Origin of the sequence: Sanguibacter hominis ATCC BAA-789, assembly GCF_012396185.1 — a bacterium.
Lineage (GTDB): Bacteria > Actinomycetota > Actinomycetes > Actinomycetales > Cellulomonadaceae > Flavimobilis > Flavimobilis hominis.
In genome coordinates this window covers 235,396-250,781 of sequence record NZ_JAAXOW010000001.1, presented here as the reverse complement: position 1 = coordinate 250,781, position 15,386 = coordinate 235,396, and the positions used below count along the sequence as shown (strand labels likewise).

The 15,386-nt window shown below is 72.8% G+C and carries 14 protein-coding genes; 9 read left to right on the top strand and 5 right to left on the bottom strand.

From position 1 onward, the window contains the following. The first annotated feature begins 48 nt into the window (after positions 1 to 48). The 5 genes from ettA (at position 49) to HF995_RS01135 (ending at position 6,642) form a co-directional block, all read left to right on the top strand. On the top strand, positions 49 to 1,725 hold the full coding sequence (gene ettA / locus HF995_RS01155) for an energy-dependent translational throttle protein EttA (protein ID WP_168446001.1): 1,677 nt from the start codon (positions 49 to 51) through the stop codon (positions 1,723 to 1,725). A gap of 81 nt (positions 1,726 to 1,806) precedes the next feature. Next, positions 1,807 to 3,546, top strand: a complete 1,740-nt coding sequence (locus HF995_RS01150) for a dynamin family protein (protein WP_168446000.1) — start codon at positions 1,807 to 1,809, stop codon at positions 3,544 to 3,546. Continuing rightward, positions 3,543 to 5,216 carry a GTPase family protein gene (locus tag HF995_RS01145; protein ID WP_350308683.1) on the top strand — a complete coding sequence of 558 codons (1,674 nt, stop codon included), beginning with the start codon at positions 3,543 to 3,545 and terminating at the stop codon, positions 5,214 to 5,216. The genes HF995_RS01150 and HF995_RS01145 overlap by 4 nt, the downstream gene beginning before the upstream one ends. 9 nt (positions 5,217 to 5,225) lie before the next feature. Then, positions 5,226 to 5,711 carry an acyl-CoA thioesterase gene (locus HF995_RS01140; RefSeq protein WP_168445999.1) on the top strand — a complete coding sequence of 162 codons (486 nt, stop codon included), beginning with the start codon at positions 5,226 to 5,228 and terminating at the stop codon, positions 5,709 to 5,711. A gap of 4 nt (positions 5,712 to 5,715) precedes the next feature. Then, positions 5,716 to 6,642, top strand: coding sequence for a DUF4031 domain-containing protein (locus HF995_RS01135; RefSeq protein ID WP_168445998.1), 927 nt, complete (start codon positions 5,716 to 5,718; stop codon positions 6,640 to 6,642). Here the strand turns inward: HF995_RS01135 and HF995_RS01130 are convergent. Then, on the bottom strand, positions 6,585 to 7,007 hold the full coding sequence (locus HF995_RS01130) for an organic hydroperoxide resistance protein (protein ID WP_168445997.1): 423 nt from the start codon (positions 7,005 to 7,007) through the stop codon (positions 6,585 to 6,587). The genes HF995_RS01135 and HF995_RS01130 overlap by 58 nt on opposite strands. Positions 7,008 to 7,155: 148 nt before the next feature. Here HF995_RS01130 and HF995_RS01125 point away from each other — a divergent pair, with 148 nt between their 5' ends. Further along, the gene (locus HF995_RS01125) at positions 7,156 to 7,758 is read left to right on the top strand and encodes a TetR/AcrR family transcriptional regulator (RefSeq protein WP_168445996.1); all 603 of its coding nucleotides are present in this window, start codon (positions 7,156 to 7,158) and stop codon (positions 7,756 to 7,758) included. A 211-nt stretch (positions 7,759 to 7,969) separates the two neighbouring features. Here HF995_RS01125 and HF995_RS01120 read toward each other — a convergent pair whose 3' ends face one another. Genes HF995_RS01120 through ptsP form a run of 3 tightly spaced genes read right to left on the bottom strand, consistent with a single transcriptional unit; the run spans position 7,970 to position 11,002 of the window. Beyond that, the gene (locus HF995_RS01120; RefSeq protein ID WP_168445995.1) at positions 7,970 to 8,857 is read right to left on the bottom strand and encodes an acyl-CoA thioesterase; all 888 of its coding nucleotides are present in this window, start codon (positions 8,855 to 8,857) and stop codon (positions 7,970 to 7,972) included. 7 nt (positions 8,858 to 8,864) lie between these two features. Next, complete coding sequence (locus HF995_RS01115; RefSeq protein ID WP_168445994.1) at positions 8,865 to 9,248, bottom strand: globin; 384 nt, start codon at positions 9,246 to 9,248, stop codon at positions 8,865 to 8,867. Between the two features lie 59 nt (positions 9,249 to 9,307). Beyond that, a complete protein-coding gene (gene ptsP, locus HF995_RS01110; protein ID WP_350308682.1) occupies positions 9,308 to 11,002 on the bottom strand; it encodes a phosphoenolpyruvate--protein phosphotransferase in 1,695 nt (564 codons plus the stop codon). Positions 11,003 to 11,155: 153 nt separating this feature from the next. Between ptsP and HF995_RS01105 the strand changes: the two genes are divergently transcribed. Both HF995_RS01105 and HF995_RS01100 read left to right on the top strand, forming a co-directional pair. Then, complete coding sequence (locus HF995_RS01105; protein WP_350308681.1) at positions 11,156 to 11,476, top strand: PTS sugar transporter subunit IIB; 321 nt, start codon at positions 11,156 to 11,158, stop codon at positions 11,474 to 11,476. Positions 11,477 to 11,478: 2 nt separating this feature from the next. Then, positions 11,479 to 11,946 (top strand): PTS sugar transporter subunit IIA, encoded by a 468-nt coding sequence (locus HF995_RS01100; protein ID WP_168445992.1) that lies wholly within the window; start codon positions 11,479 to 11,481, stop codon positions 11,944 to 11,946. Between the two features lie 61 nt (positions 11,947 to 12,007). On the opposite strand, the gene HF995_RS01095 is transcribed toward HF995_RS01100, so the two are convergent. Next, a complete protein-coding gene (locus tag HF995_RS01095) occupies positions 12,008 to 13,069 on the bottom strand; it encodes a mechanosensitive ion channel family protein (protein ID WP_168445991.1) in 1,062 nt (353 codons plus the stop codon). A 140-nt stretch (positions 13,070 to 13,209) separates the two neighbouring features. Here HF995_RS01095 and malQ point away from each other — a divergent pair, with 140 nt between their 5' ends. Further along, complete coding sequence (gene malQ, locus HF995_RS01090) at positions 13,210 to 15,339, top strand: 4-alpha-glucanotransferase (RefSeq protein WP_168445990.1); 2,130 nt, start codon at positions 13,210 to 13,212, stop codon at positions 15,337 to 15,339. Positions 15,340 to 15,386 lie beyond the last annotated feature (47 nt).

Below are 15,386 nucleotides of genomic sequence, written 5' to 3'. Positions count from 1 at the left end.
GCGTGCGACGCTCACCCCCCTCACGATCACAAGGCGGTCCAAGAATCCGTGGCTGAGTTCATCTACACCATGTACAAGGCGCGCAAGGCGCACGGTGACAAGGTCATCCTCGACGACGTCACGCTGAACTTCCTCCCCGGGGCGAAGATCGGCGTCGTCGGCCCGAACGGTGCCGGAAAGTCCACGATCCTCAAGATCATGGCCGGCCTCGAGCAGCCCTCGAACGGTGAGGCGCGGCTGTCTCCCGGCTACAGCGTCGGCATCCTCATGCAGGAGCCGAAGCTCAACGAGGAGAAGACCGTCCTCGGCAACGTCGAAGAGGCTGTCGGCGAGATCAAGGCGAAGCTCGACCGCTTCAACGAGATCGCCGAGCTGATGGCGACGGACTACTCGGACGAGCTCATGGAAGAGATGGGCAAGCTCCAGGAGGCCATCGACGCCGCCGACGCGTGGGACCTCGACTCCCAGCTCGAGCAGGCGATGGACGCGCTGCGCTGCCCGCCCGGCGACATGGACGTCAAGGTCCTCTCCGGTGGTGAGCGTCGCCGCGTCGCGCTGTGCAAGCTCCTCCTCGAGAAGCCTGACCTGCTGCTCCTCGACGAGCCCACCAACCACCTGGACGCCGAGTCGGTGCTGTGGCTCGAGCAGCACCTGACGACGTACCCGGGCGCCATCCTCGCCGTGACCCACGACCGCTACTTCCTCGACCACGTCGCCGAGTGGATCTGCGAGGTCGACCGCGGCCGCCTGTACCCCTACGAGGGCAACTACTCGACCTACCTCGAGAAGAAGCAGGAGCGTCTCCAGGTCCAGGGCAAGAAGGACGCCAAGCTCGCCAAGCGCCTCAAGGAGGAGCTCGAGTGGGTGCGGTCCAACGCCAAGGGCCGGCAGACCAAGTCGAAGGCGCGTCTTGCTCGCTACGAGGAGATGGCTGCTGAGGCGGAGCGCACCCGGAAGCTCGACTTCGAGGAGATCCAGATCCCGGCCGGACCGCGCCTGGGCTCGCTCGTCCTCGAGGCCACGGGGCTCCAGAAGGGCTTCGACGACCGCCAGCTCATCGACGGCCTGAGCTTCACGCTGCCGCGCAACGGCATCGTCGGCGTCATCGGCCCGAACGGCGTCGGCAAGACGACGCTCTTCAAGACGATCGTCGGCCTCGAGCCGCTCGACGGCGGCGAGCTCAAGATCGGTGAGACCGTCTCGATCTCCTACGTCGACCAGTCTCGCGGTGGCATCGACCCGAAGAAGACGCTCTTCGAGGTCGTCTCCGACGGGCTCGACTTCATCAAGGTCGGCAACGTCGAGATCCCGTCGCGCGCGTACGTCGCGTCGTTCGGCTTCAAGGGCCCGGACCAGCAGAAGCCTGCCGGGGTGCTGTCGGGTGGTGAGCGCAACCGCCTCAACCTCGCGCTCACGCTCAAGCAGGGCGGCAACCTCCTGCTCCTCGACGAGCCCACCAACGACCTCGATGTCGAGACGCTCGGCTCGCTCGAGAACGCGCTCCTCGAGTTCCCCGGCTGCGCTGTCGTGGTCTCCCACGACCGCTGGTTCCTCGACCGGGTCGCGACGCACATCCTCGCCTACGAGGGCACCGAGGAGGACCCCGCGAACTGGTACTGGTTCGAGGGGAACTTCGAGTCGTACGAGCAGAACAAGGTCGAGCGTCTCGGCGCCGACGCGGCGCGTCCGCACCGCGTGACGCACCGTCGCCTGACCCGCGACTGACAGCCCTCATCAGGCTCGACGCAGGCCCGGCAGCGCACGCGCTGCCGGGCCTGCGCACGTCCGCGACCGTAGGGTGAGGTCATGACGGCAGGTGCGGCGAGCCCGCGGACCGACGGGGCAGACGGCGGTGTCGTCCGCGCGCTCGAGGACGTCCGGACGGCCGTCGGCGCGCTCCGCCTCGACCTCCCCAGCCCCGGCGCGGACGACGCAGCCGCACTGCGTGGCGAGCTGCTCGCGCGCATCGACGACCACCTGCTGCCCCGTGCACGATCAGCTGACGCGCCCATGCTCGTCGTGGTCGGCGGCTCGACGGGCGCGGGCAAGTCGACGCTCGTCAACTCGCTCGTGGGCGCCCCGGTCAGCCCGTCCGGCGTCCTGCGGCCCACGACGCTCGCCCCTGTTCTCGCACACCACCCCCAGGACGCCCCCTGGTTCGCCGACGACCGCGTCCTCCCCGGCCTCAGCCGCGCGGGCGCCCAGGACGCCGTCCCTGCCGACTCGGTCCACCGCACGCTGCGGCTCGTGCCGACCGCCGCCGTCGGGCCCGGGTATGCACTGCTCGACGCGCCCGACGTCGACTCGGTGGTCGCAGAGAACCGTGACCTCGCGGCGCAGCTCCTCGCAGCGGCGGACCTGTGGCTCTTCGTGACGACGGCCGCTCGCTACGCGGACGCCGTGCCGTGGGACCTGCTCGACGCCGCGGCGCAGCGCCGCACGCAGGTCGCCCTCGTGCTCAACCGCGTCGACGCGCACGCCCGCGCTGCGATCACCGAGCACCTCGAAGGGATGCTCACCGAGCGCGGCCACCCGGGAGCTCGCGTCTTTCCCGTCGAGGAGACGGCGCTCGCGTCAGGGATGCTCGGACCCGAGCACCTCGTGGCGCTCCGGGCGTGGCTCGTCGCGGTGACCGAGCCTGACGAGCGTCGACGCGTCGTCGCCGCGACGTTCGACGGTGCGGTCGCCGACCTCGGCCGCAGGCTCGCCGACCTCGCCGAGGCCGCACGCGAGCAGGTCGCGGCACGGGACCGGCTCGCCGCGACGCTCCGCCGCGAGCAGGACGCGGCCGCGGCCCAGGTGGCGCGCGCCACGGCCGACGGGGCGATGCTCCGCGGCGAGGTGCTCGCCCGGTGGCAGGACTTCGTCGGCACGGGCGACTTCCTGCGCCGTGTTGAGCAGGGCGTCGGCCGTGCTCGCGACCGGGTCACGGCGTTCTTCCGCGGCCGGACGGCGGACGCGCCTGCGGTCGCACGCGCCGTCGGGCACGACCTCGAGGCCGTGATCCTCGACGCGGTGCACGGGGCCGCGGAACGCACGTACGACGCATGGCGCGGGGACCCGGCGGGCCGCGACCTCGCGGACGGTCTTGCGCGTGGCGGGCCGCACGTCCGTGAGCACGTCGCGGAGCAGGTGCGGGCCTGGCAGGGCGACGTGCTCGAGCTCGTCTCGACGCAGGGGCAGTCGACGCGCGGGCGAGCCCGAGCGTTGTCGTTCGGGGTCAACGGCCTCGGCGTCGCGCTCATGGTCGTCGTGTTCGCCTCGACGGGCGGGCTCACCGGTGCCGAGGTCGGAATCGCGGGAGGGACGGCTGTCCTGGCCCAGCGCCTCCTCGAGGCGGTCTTCGGGGACGACGCCGTGCGCAGGCTCGCGGTCACGGCGCGCGAGCTGCTCGACGGGCGCGTCCGAGCGGTGCTCGAGGCTGACGGTGCGCGGTTCCAGGCACGGCTCGACGCGAAGCATGTCGACGACGGCGCGGCGGAGCGGATCGAGCGCGCCCGCGACGCCCTCGCCCGTGCCCGGTCCGGCCGCGGCGAGGTGCGGTGAGCAGCGGGCGGCAGGCCACGCCGGCCGAGGCTGACATCCTCGAGCGGGTCGAGGCGCTCGAGGAGGCATGGGACGCAGGGCGTGACGTCCTCGCGGACGCCGACCTTGCGCTCGCTCGCGCGGTCGAGGAGCTGCTCCCGCGCGTGCGCGAGCGCGTCGCGCTCGGCGCCGACCGGACGGTCGTCGCGCTCGCGGGCTCGACGGGCTCGGGGAAGTCCTCCCTCCTCAACGCGGTCGCGGGTGCAGAGGTCGCGCGGCCTGGCGTCCTGCGGCCGACGACGTCCCGGGCTGTCGCGGCGGTGTGGCCTGGCAGCAACCCGGCCGCGCTCCTCGACTGGCTCGAGGTCACCCAGCGCACGTTCGTCGACGGCGGAGGGGACGGCTCGGAGGGCCTCGTGCTGCTCGACCTCCCTGACCACGACTCCGTCGTCCCGGAGCACCGGGTGCGGGCGGACCGCCTGCTCGCCCGCGCCGACCTCATGATCTGGGTCACCGACCCGCAGAAGTACGCCGATGCGGCGCTCCACGAGGGCTACCTCCGGGGGCTGGCCGCCTACGAGGGGGTGGTCGTCGTCGTGCTCAACCATGCCGACCGGCTCTCCGACGCGGACCGTGAGACGTGCCTCGCGGACCTGCGCGCGCGCGTCGTCGAGGACGGCCTGCCGAACGCGCGGGTGCTCGCGACGTCCGCGACCGACGGCCTCGGCGTCGCCGAGCTGCGTGCGCTCGTGGCCGACGCGGTACGGCGGCGTCAGGCGATGGCTGCGCGCCTCCTCGAGGACGTGCGCGCGAGCGCGAGCCGCATCCTGGAGCTGAGCGAGCCCCCGGCGGGCGCGTCCCGGGCGTCCGACGTCGCAGACGCTCGCCTCGTGCAGGCGCTGCTCGAGGCGAGCGGCGCTCCGACTGTCGTCACTGCCGTCGGCCTCTCGGCGCGCCGCGAGGTGCGCGCGGCGGCGGGGTGGCCGGTCACGCGCTGGGTCGGTCGCCTGCGCGCCGACCCGCTGCGCCGCCTCGGTCTGCGCCCTGACCCCGGTCGGGAGCGTGCTGAGGCCGCTCCGGAGGTGCGTCGGTCCTCGTTGCCGCGGCCCACGGCGGCCGTCCGTGCGCGGACGGCCGAGGCCCTGCGGGAGCATGCTGATGCGGTCGCCCAGGCCCTGCCAGGGCCGTGGCAGCCGACGTCCGCCGCGCGCCCTGACCCGGACGTTCTCGCGGACGCGCTGGACCAGGTCGTCGTCGCGGCACCGCTCGGCTCGCCCGAGCCGCCGCGCTGGGCGCGCGTCGTCGGGTGGGTCCAGACGGCGCTGCTCGTCGTCGGCGTCGCGGGTCTCGTGTGGCTCGCCGCGCTCGCGGGGCTCGACGCGCTGCGCCTGCCTGCGCCCGACGTCTCGTGGCGTGCGGGCGACCTCGCGGTGCCGTGGCCGACGACCCTCGCCGTCGGCGGCCTCGCGGCGGGTGCACTGCTCGGGGCGCTCGCGGGCCTGGTCGGGCGTACGACCGCCGCGCGGCGTCGCCGTCGCGCTCGCGCAGCCCTCGAGGTGGGCGTCCGCACGGTTGCCGACGCCGCTGTGCTGGGACCCGCACGCGCGCGCCTCGAGGCGTGGCACGCCTGCCGTGCGGCGGCCACGCGGGCAGGAGCCGGTCCTACGCGGCGACGTCCACGCATGGCCTAGCGTGAAGGCATGACCCGTCTGCACATCCCCGTCCAGCTGCGCTGGTCGGACATGGACGCCTACGCCCACGTCAACAACGTCGAGATGCTCCGGCTCCTCGAGGAGGCCCGGATCGAGGCGTTCTGGCGGCACCCGGCCGTCGAGGGCGATCCGGCTGACGCGCCCGTCGCGCGGCCGACCGCGGTGCTCGACGCGTCGCCCGGCGCGGAGACGTTCACGCTCGTCGCGCACCAGGAGATCGAGTACGTCGCGCCGCTCGCGTACCGGCGCGCGCCTGTCGTCGTCGCGCTGTGGCTGGGGCGCCTCGGGGGAGCGAGCCTCGAGATCTGCTACGAGGTCACCGACGAGGCGGGGACGGTCTACGCGAAGGCGGTGACGACGATGGTCCTCGTCGATCCGCGGACGGGTTCGCCGCGGCGTATCGGAGACGTCGAGCGGGCAGCGTGGGAGCCGTTCATCGAGGAGCCGGTGACGTTCCGGCGCGGCCGCCGGTGACCGTGTGACGGTCCTGATCGACGCGCCTGCGTGGCCGGCGCACGGCACGCTCTGGGCCCACCTCGTCTCGGACAGCTCGCTGTCGGAGCTGCACGCGTTCGCGGAGGCTGCGGGGGTGCCGCAGCGTGCGTTCGACCTCGACCACTACGACGTCGCTGCGGAGCGGTACGAGGAGCTCGTGGCCCGGGGTGCGGTCCCCGTGTCGGGTCGCGACCTGTCGCGCCGGCTCGCGGCGTCGGGACTGCGCGTCCCGGGGCGTGAGCGGCGAGAGGGGCGCCGCGTGGCGCTCGCGGCTCGCTGGGACGTGCTCCTGCCCGGTGCGCCCGAGGTGGGGGAGGTGCTGCTCGACCGCTGGCACGAGCCGCACCGCTCGTACCACGGTCCGGGTCACCTCGCGCAGGTGCTGCGTGCGGCCGCGGTCGTCGATCCGGACGTGCCGCGCCCGGTCGCGCTCGCCCTGTGGTTCCACGACGCGGTGCACGACGGCGTCGCGGGGCAGGACGAGGAGCGCTCGGCTGCGCTCGCGCGCGAGCTCCTCGCGGGGCTCGTCCCTCCGGAGGAGGTCGCGGAGGTCTCGCGTCTCGTCGTGCTGACGACGCACCACCGTGTCGTGGCCGGCGACGCGCTCGGGGCGCTCGTGTGCGACGCGGACCTCTCGATCCTCGGGTCCGACGAAAGCGGGTATGCCCGCTACGTGCGGCAGGTGCGAGCCGAGTACGCGCACGTCCCGGACGGCGCGTTCCGCGAGGGGCGGGCTGCGGTGCTGCGTTCGCTCCTGGGCCTCGGGCGCCTGTTCGCCACCGCCGAGGGGTCGAGGCGGTGGGAACAGGCGGCCCGGGCGAACCTGGAGCGCGAGCTGGCGGTGCTCGAGGGTCAGGCGACCGTCGCGTCGACCGTGACGTCGACGTTGCCTCGGGTCGCGTTCGAGTAGGGGCACACCTCGTGGGCGGCGGCGACGAGCTCGTCGGCGGTCGACTGGTCGACCCCGCCGATCTCGGCGTGCAGGGCGACGGTGAGGCCGAAGCCGCCGGAGTCGAGCTGACCGATGCCGACCTCGGCGGTGACCGCAGAGTCCTCGATCGCGATCTTGCGGGTGCGGGCGACCATCTTGAGCGCGGAGTGGAAGCACGCGGCGTAGCCGGCGGCGAAGAGCTGCTCGGGATTGGTGGCGCCGCCGGGGCCGCCCATCTCGACGGGGACGGCGAGGTCGTGGGCGACGAGGTTGTCGGAGGTGGCGGTGCGGCCGTTGCGGCCGTCGCCGGTAGCGGTCGCGACGGCGGTGTAGACGACGTTCATGGTGGGCCTCTCGGGTAGTGCTGGTCGGATGGAGGAAGAATGATCGTTCTGCCTTGCTGAGCCTGACATCTTCGTGAGGAAGTTGCAAGACCGAACGTTCTTCCTCTTTTTGCTTGGCGCCGCGGCGGTGCCCGCCTAGGGTGGACCCATGACCAGCGCCCCCGACCCCGGAACAGGCCGCACCTCGGCCGCCCGCGAGCGGCTGCTGCGCACCGCGTCCCAGATCTTCTACTCCGAGGGCATCCACGCCGTCGGCGTCGACCGGATCGTCGCCCAGGCTCAGGTGACGCGGGCCACGTTCTACCGGCACTTCCCCGGCAAGGAAGACCTGGTCCTCGCGTACCTCCACGCCCAGGACGACGCCCTGCGCGCCCGGCTCGGCGCCGACCCGCAAGACCCCGAGGAGGCGGCCGCGCTCTTGCGCGCGATGGTCGAGGCCATGGGCGGCGAGATCTGCCGCACCGGCTTCCGCGGCTGCCCCTTCATCAACGCGGCGGCGGAGTACCCCGACCCGCAGCACCCCGTGCACGCGCTCGTCGTCGAGCACCGCACCTGGTTCGAGGGTGTCGCCCGCCGCGCCCTCGAGCGCGCGGGCCACCCGGACGCACGCGCCGCCGCGCACACCTTCATGATGCTGCGCGACGGCGCCATGGTCGCCGGCTACCTGGACGACGCACGCAGGGCTGCCGACGGCCTGCGCACCGCCGTCGACGAGCTCGTCGCGGCGGGAGCGGCCGCCTCGTCCCGCTGACCGGACTGTGCCGTCTCAGACGGCCCGTGTCTGGGCCGAACGTCCTCTACGGCGTGGCGCGCCCCTGCCGAGGGTAGAGGTATGAGCATCACGACCGAAGACGTTCCCACGAGTCTCCTGGACGAGGACGACCTCCCGCCGTTCTGGGACTGACCTGCCCCCACCAGCCGGAGGGCGACGCTGCCGTCCGTGACAAGAAGCGTGCGTGACGTCAGCTGACGTCCGGCACGCGGATCATGCCCTCCTGGGCGATCGACGCCACGAGCGTGCCGTCCTGCGCGAAGATGCGCGCGGCGCCGAGCCCGCGGCCACCCGACGCGCTCGGCGAGCTCTGCACGTAGAGCAGCCACTCGTCCGCACGCACGTCACGGTGCCACCACATCGCGTGGTCGAGGCTCGCGATCGAGAGCCCACGCGTGGCCCATCCGAGGTCTGCACGCCGCAGCACCGGCTCGAGCATGAGCTGGTCGCACGCGTACACCGTCATGGCGCGGTGCATGAGCTGCCCGCCCTCGACGGGACCCCGCGCGCGCAGCCACACCATCTGCCGGTCGTCGCCCGACCGGTCGGTCGACAGGTAGAGCGACCCGTTGACGTGCCGGATGTCGAACGCAGCCTGGCTCGTCCAGAACTTCGCGACCGGGTGGTCGAGCGAGCCGAGCTTGTCGACCGCAGACTCGACCGACTCGGGCGCGGGCGCGTCGGGCATCCGCTGCGCCTCGTCGATGCCCGGCTGGACCTCCTGGAACGACGCCGTCATCGTGAGGATCGGCTTGCCGCTCTGCAGCGCGTGCACCTGTCGCACGCTGAACGAGCGGCCGTCGCGCATCCGCTCGACCTCGAACGTGATGGGCTCGTCGAGGGCGCCGGGCCGCAGGAAGTAGCCGTGCAGCGAGTGGGGGTGGCGCTCGTCGGCCGTCGTCGCGCCAGCAGCGAGGAGCGACTGCGCGAGCACCTGGCCGCCGTACACGCGACCGTTGAGCTGCGGCAGGCTCGTGCCGACGAACGTGTCGTCGCCCGTGCGGTCGAGCTCGAGGACGGCCTGGAGGTTGCGGAAGGGCTCCGCAGCCACGGGGGGAGTCTGGGTCGTGTCGGTCATCTGAGCCTCAGTCGTCGAACGTGTTGAGCATCGAGTGGGCGGCACGCTCGACGTAGTCGAGCATCTCGGACTCGTGCAACGGGGAGAGCCCGGCGCTGCGCACCGCGGCGGTCATGTGCGTGATCCAGCGGTCGCGCGCGAGCGGGTTGACCTTGTACGGCATGTGCCGCGCGCGCAGGCGCGGGTGCCCGCGACGCTCGGAGTACGTCGTCGGGCCGCCCCAGTACTGCTCGAGGAACATGACCATGCGCTCGTTGGCTGGCCCGAGGTCTTCCTCGGGGTACATCGGGCGCAGGACGTCGTCAGCCGCGACGCCCTCGTAGAAGGCGTCGACGATCCGCTGGAAGGTCTCGTGACCTCCCACCGCTGCGTAGAAGGAGTCGTCAGTCACCGGACGATCCTCCCACGCCTGCGTCCCACGCCCGGGACCCAGGTCGCGGCGTGGGCGGGCTAGAGCCCGAGCTCGGCGAGCTGGGGGAGGCGCGCACGCACCGCGGTCCGGGCGGCCTCGGCGGTCTCGGCGTCGAGGGCGAGCCGGGCGACCTCGCGGCACTCCTCGAGAGTGACCGCCCCGAGCGCCGTCGCGATGTCCGGTATCGCGCGCGGCGTCATCGACAGGGAGGACACACCGAGCCCGACGAGCACGGCGGCGAGCGACGCGTGGGACGCGGCCTCGCCGCACACGCCGACCGGGCGGTCCTGCTGCGCACCGGCCCGGCACGTCGCGGCGATCAGCTGGAGCACCGCCGGCTGCCACGGGTTCGAGAGCGCCGCGAGGGAGCCGAGGAGACGGTCGGCGGCCATCGTGTACTGCGTGAGGTCGTTCGTGCCGATCGACGCGAAGGACGCGCGGGCGAGGATGGGCCCGGCGAGCAGCGCCGCGCTCGGCACCTCGATCATGACGCCCGCCGTCGGCAGGCCGTGCCGGGTGCACGCCGCGACGAAGTCCTCGGTCTCGTCGACCGTCGACACCATCGGGGCCATGACCCACACCTCAGCCTCCTCGGCGGCGGCCGCCTGGGCGATCGCCTCGAGCTGGTCGTCGAGCAGGCCGGGCCACGTCGCGGCGGCACGCAGGCCGCGCACGCCGAGCGCGGGGTTCTCCTCGTCGGGCGACGTGAGGAAGAGCAGCGGCTTGTCGGCTCCCGAGTCGAGCGTGCGCAGGACGACCTTGCGCCCAGGGAAGCGGGACAGCACGCGACGGTACTGCTCCACCTGCTCCTCGACGCTCGGCGGCGTCTCGCGCCCGAGGAAGCAGAACTCCGAGCGGAACAGCCCGACGCCCTCGGCGCCGACGCGGGCGGCGGCCTCGGCGTCCTCAGGGTTGCCAATGTTGGCGAGGAGCTGGACGCGGTGCCCGTCGCTCGTCCGGCCAGTGCCGTCGAAGGTGCGGTCGATCGCGGCCAGCTTGCCCGCGGCCTCGATCTGCTCCTGCGTGGGGTGCAGCACGACGACGCCCGAGGCGCCGTTGACGAGGACCGTCGCGCCCTCCTCGAGGACGGCGCTCGCCCCGGCCGCGCCCACGATCGCGGGGATCCCGCGGGCGTTGGCGACGATCGCGGTGTGCGACGTCGGGCCGGCACCGTCAGTGACGATCGCGAGGATCCGCTCGGGGTCGAGCGTCGCTGTCGTCGACGGTGCGAGGTCGGCGGCGACGAGCACGAACGGCTCGAGGCGGTCGGGGACGCCCGGGGCCTGGCGGCCGGTCAGCTGCGCGACGACGCGGTCGCGCACGTCGTGCACGTCGCTGGCACGCTCGGCGAGGTACCCGCCGAGGGCCTCGAGCTGCGCCGCGACGGCGTCCGCGGCCTCCCACACGGCCAGCTCAGGGACGAGGTGCTCCTCGACCACGCGGCGGTGCGCGTCAGCGCTCAGGGTCGGGTCTGCTGCGATCGCTGCGGTCGCGACGAGCACGTCCGCGGCGTCGCCCGTCGCATGGCTTGCTGCGGCCTCGAGCTGCGCGACGACGACCGCGACGGCCTCGGGGATGCGCGCCGCTGCGGCGACCGCGTCGTCGCTCGGGCTCAGGCGCAGGCCTGCCGGTGGCTGGGCGATCGGCTCGGGGAGGTGGACGACGGGACCAGAGACGATCCCGCGGCTCACGCCGATGCCGGTGATCGTCCGCTGCTCAGGTGCCGGGTTCACGGTGCCTCCGTTGCCTTCGTTGGCGGGTCGTCGAGGGGGTGTGACCGTCCTCAGTGTCTCCCCTCGGCGGCGCTGCGCCAAACGAGCAGCAGCGTGCTGATGTCCGGGGCGCTGACGGCAGCCCGGCTGCGGAACGCGACGTAGGCTAGGTGTGTGTGCGCCGGCCCGCAGGCCGGCCCGAAGCATCAGGCCGCGAGGTCCGCACCGGACTCGGCGGCTACGGACGAACACGGGAGTGCAGACATGAGCAAGGCGGAGCAGATCCTGGCTGCCCTCGGCGGCGGCGAGAACGTGGTCGACCTCGAGCCGTGCATCACGCGGCTGCGCGTCGAGGTCACGGACCCCGCGCAGGTCGACGAGGCCGGGCTGCGGGAGACGGGCGCCTTCGGTGTCGTGCGATCCGGCCGGATCGTCCAGGTCATCGTCGGGCCGGAGGCGGACAACCTCGCCGCCGAGCTCGAGGGACTGCGCTGAGCATGGCGCGCGAACCGCTCGAGGTCGCGGCTCCTCTCGCGGGAACCGTCGCGTCGCTCGCTGACGTGCCCGACGAGGTCTTCGCGGCCGCGATGGTCGGACCGGGCGTCGCGATCATCCCTGACCCGGGGCAGGACCAGGCGGTCGTGGCCCCCGCGGACGGCGTCGTCGCGACGTCGTTCCCGCACGCGTTCGCGCTCGAGCTTGCCGACGGCCGCACGCTGCTCGTGCACCTCGGCGTCGACACGGTGGGCATGCGCGGCGCCGGGTTCGAGAAGCAGGTCGAGGCAGGCGCTGCCGTGCGCGCTGGCGACGTCATCGTGACCTGGTCGCCCGACGCCGTGACGGAGGCCGGGTACGCCGCGGTCTGCCCGGTCGTCGCTCTCCAGGGGGATGCGGAGGCGCTCGAGCTGCGCGCGGAGGTCGGCGCGAGGGTCGCGGCCGGCGACCCGCTGCTGCGCTGGATCTGAACCAGCAGAACTGACGACGCCCTGGCACCCGACGGGTGCCAGGGCGTCGTGCTGTGCGGCGTCAGTCCTCGCGGGCCTCCGTCGTTTCGGTCTCGCGCGCCGCCGTCGGCGCGCTCGCCGCGCCGTGCGGCGCAGCGGCGGTGGCCGGTGGCGCGAGTGCGGCGTTCGGCGGCGCGGACTCTGCGCTCTGCGGCGCGACGACAGTCATGCGCGCGGCTCCGACGAGCTCGACACCCGCGTCGGTGAGCGCGGTGAGGCACGCGAGGCGCAGCGCACGGGAGACCTCGATCTGCTGGCCGGCTGCGACGCGGACCGTGACGCGGAACAGGAGCGACTCCCCGGACAGGTCCTCGATCCCCGAGACCTCGGGCTCGGCGAGGATGTGGGGGTTGAGCGCGTCGTCCGAGCGCACCTCGTCGGCCGCCTGGCGCAGGAGGTTGCGCACGAGGGCGACGTCGGCGCCGTATGCGACGCGGACCTCCGCCATGGCGCGGCTCCAGCCCTGCGAGTGGTTGCCGACCCGGAGCACCTCTCCGTTGCGGATGTACCAGAGCGTGCCGTCGGCGTCGCGCACCTTGGTGACGCGCAGGGCGACGGCCTCGACGGTGCCGATGACGGTGCCGAAGTCGACGACGTCGCCGACGCCGTACTGGTCCTCGAACAGCAGGAAGGTCCCGGACAGGAAGTCCTTGACGAGGCTCTGCGCGCCGAAGCCGAGGGCGACGCCCGCGACGCCCGCGGAGGCGAGGAGCGGGGCGAGGTTGATGCTCAGCTCGTCGAGGACGAGCAGGACGATGATCGATCCCACGACGATCGAGGAGGTCGAGCGGAGCACGGACCCGAGCGTCTGGGCACGGTTCGCCCGGCGCTCGGCGGAGAGCGGGGTGACGCGGCGCAGGACGTTGCCGAAGTCGTTGCGGGGCTCGCGCGCGAGACGGTTGGTCACGCTGCGCAGGACGCGCCGGACGACGGCGAGGACGATCATGCCGACGACGAGGATGAGCGCGATACGCAGGGGCGTCCCGACGAACCAGTCAAACCAGTGCGTCTCGACCTCGGCGCGGGTCGGGAGGTCGAGGTCTCCGGGCGTGGGTGAGGGGGTCGGGGTGGTGGCTCTGAGCATGCGCCAAGCCTAGGGCGCGGGTCCTTGTGACGAAGATCACACCCCATGAGAGGCGGTGTTGCGTAACGTTTCTGAAACTTGCACGCGGATCGGGCGCCAAAGGCCCACGCGAAGGCCCGGGAGTCTGCAAAGATCGTGACGTGGAGCAACAAGCAGAACGAACTGAGTCGTTGCTGCGCCTCGCGAGGGAGTGCGGCGTTGCGACGGAGTACTGGTCCTTCGACGGGCACGAGCAGCAGGTCAGTGCTGACACCCTCGTAGCGGTGCTCGGTGCCCTGGGCATCGACGCGACCTCGCCCGCGCGGATCGACCTCGCGCTCGCGCACGCCGAGGATGCGCCGTGGCGCGAGCCGCTGCCGCCCACGGTGATCTCTCGTCAGGGGCAGCCGGTCCAGATCCCCGTGCACGTCTGGGACGGCGAGCCGGTCGAGGTCTGGATCGAGCTCGACCCTGAGACCGGTGGCGGCACGCGCCCGGCCTACCAGCAGGACGTCTACGTGCCGCCGCGCTGGGTCGACGGCCGCATGATCGGCCGCGCGACGTTCGAGATCCCGGGCGACCTGCCGCTGGGCTGGCACGTGCTCCGCTCGCGCAGCACCGACGGTGAGCACCGCGCGACCCTCGTCGTCACGCCTCAGCGCCTGTCCCTGCCGCCGCAGCTCGAGCACGGTCGCGCCTGGGGCTTCATGTCGCAGATCTACTCGGTCCGCTCCGAGCAGTCGTGGGGCCTCGGCGACTTCGACGACCTCGCCGCCACCGCCTGGCGGTCGGCCGCCGAGCTCGGTGCCGACTTCCTGCTGATCAACCCCGTGCACGCGGGCGAGTCCGGCGTGCCGATGACGCCGTCGCCCTACCTGCCGACGACGCGTCGCTTCGTCAACCCGATCTACGTCCGCCCCGAGAACATCGAGGAGGCCGGCTACCTCACCGCAGCCGACCGTTCGCTCGTCGAGTGGGCCGCCGAGGAGGCGCACGCGCTCAACCGCGCCACGGACCCGATCGACCGCGACCTCGTGTGGACCACGAAGAAGTCCGCGCTCGAGGTCATCTTCGCCGCCCCGCGCTCCGCCTACCGCCAGGCGAGGTACGAGAGCTTCAAGTCCGCCGAGGGCAAGGGCCTCGAGGACTTCGCGCTGTGGTCGGCCATCAAGGAGATCCACCCCGAGGAGGTGTGGCCCGACGAGCTCCTCGACATCACCGGCCCCGCCGTGACCGCTCTGCGCGAGCGCCTCGGCGACCGCATCGAGTTCTTCTCCTGGCTCCAGTGGGTCGCCGACGAGCAGCTCGCTGCGGCGCAGGCCGCAGCCCTCGAGGGCGGAATGTCGCTCGGGATCATGCACGACCTCGCGGTCGGCGTGCACCCGGCGGGAGCCGACGCATGGACGATGCGCCACGTGCTCGCGACCGGTGCGTCCGTGGGCGCTCCTCCGGACATGTACAACCAGCAGGGCCAGGACTGGTCCCAGCCGCCGTGGCACCCGAAGGAGCTCGGTCGCGTGGGCTACCGCCCGCTGCGCGACATGCTGCGGACGGTCCTGCGGCACGCGGGAGCGATCCGCATCGACCACGTCATCGGACTCTTCCGCCTCTGGTGGATCCCGTCGGGCTCGAGCCCGAAGGACGGTGCCTACGTCCGCTACGACCACGACGCGATCATCGGCATCCTCGCTCTCGAAGCGCAGCGTGCTGGCGCGGTCGTCATCGGCGAAGACCTCGGCACGTTCGAGGGCTGGGTCCGTGACTACCTCGCCGACCGCGGGATCCTCGGCACGTCGATCCTGTGGTTCGAGAAGGGGTACGACGGCAACGCGCTCGCGCCCGAGAGCTACCGACGCATGTCGCTCACGTCTGTCACGACCCACGACCTGCCCCCGACCGCGGGATACCTCGCGGGGGAGCACGTCGAGCTGCGCGAGAGCCTCGGCCTGCTGCAGGCGCCCGTCCAGGTCGTCCGCAACGAGGCCCGTGCTGAGCGCGAGGACATGGTCCGGCTCCTCGCGAGCCGCGGCCTGATCAGCGACGACCCGTCGGAGCGGGAGCTCGTCGAGGCGTTGCACCGCCTCATCAAGCTCACGCCGTCGGTCCTCCTCGGCGTCTCGATCGCGGACGCCGTCGGGGAGCGCCGGGCGCAGAACCAGCCGGGCACAGACCTCGAGTACCCGAACTGGAAGGTGCCGCTCGGAGACTCGACCGGGCAGACCGTCCTGCTCGACGAGCTGTTCGAGCACCCGCGCCTACGCTCGCTCGCGGCGGTCATGAAGAACGCCTGACACCAGCTCCCGCTGTACGACGGCCCGTCACCCCACGCGGGTGGCGG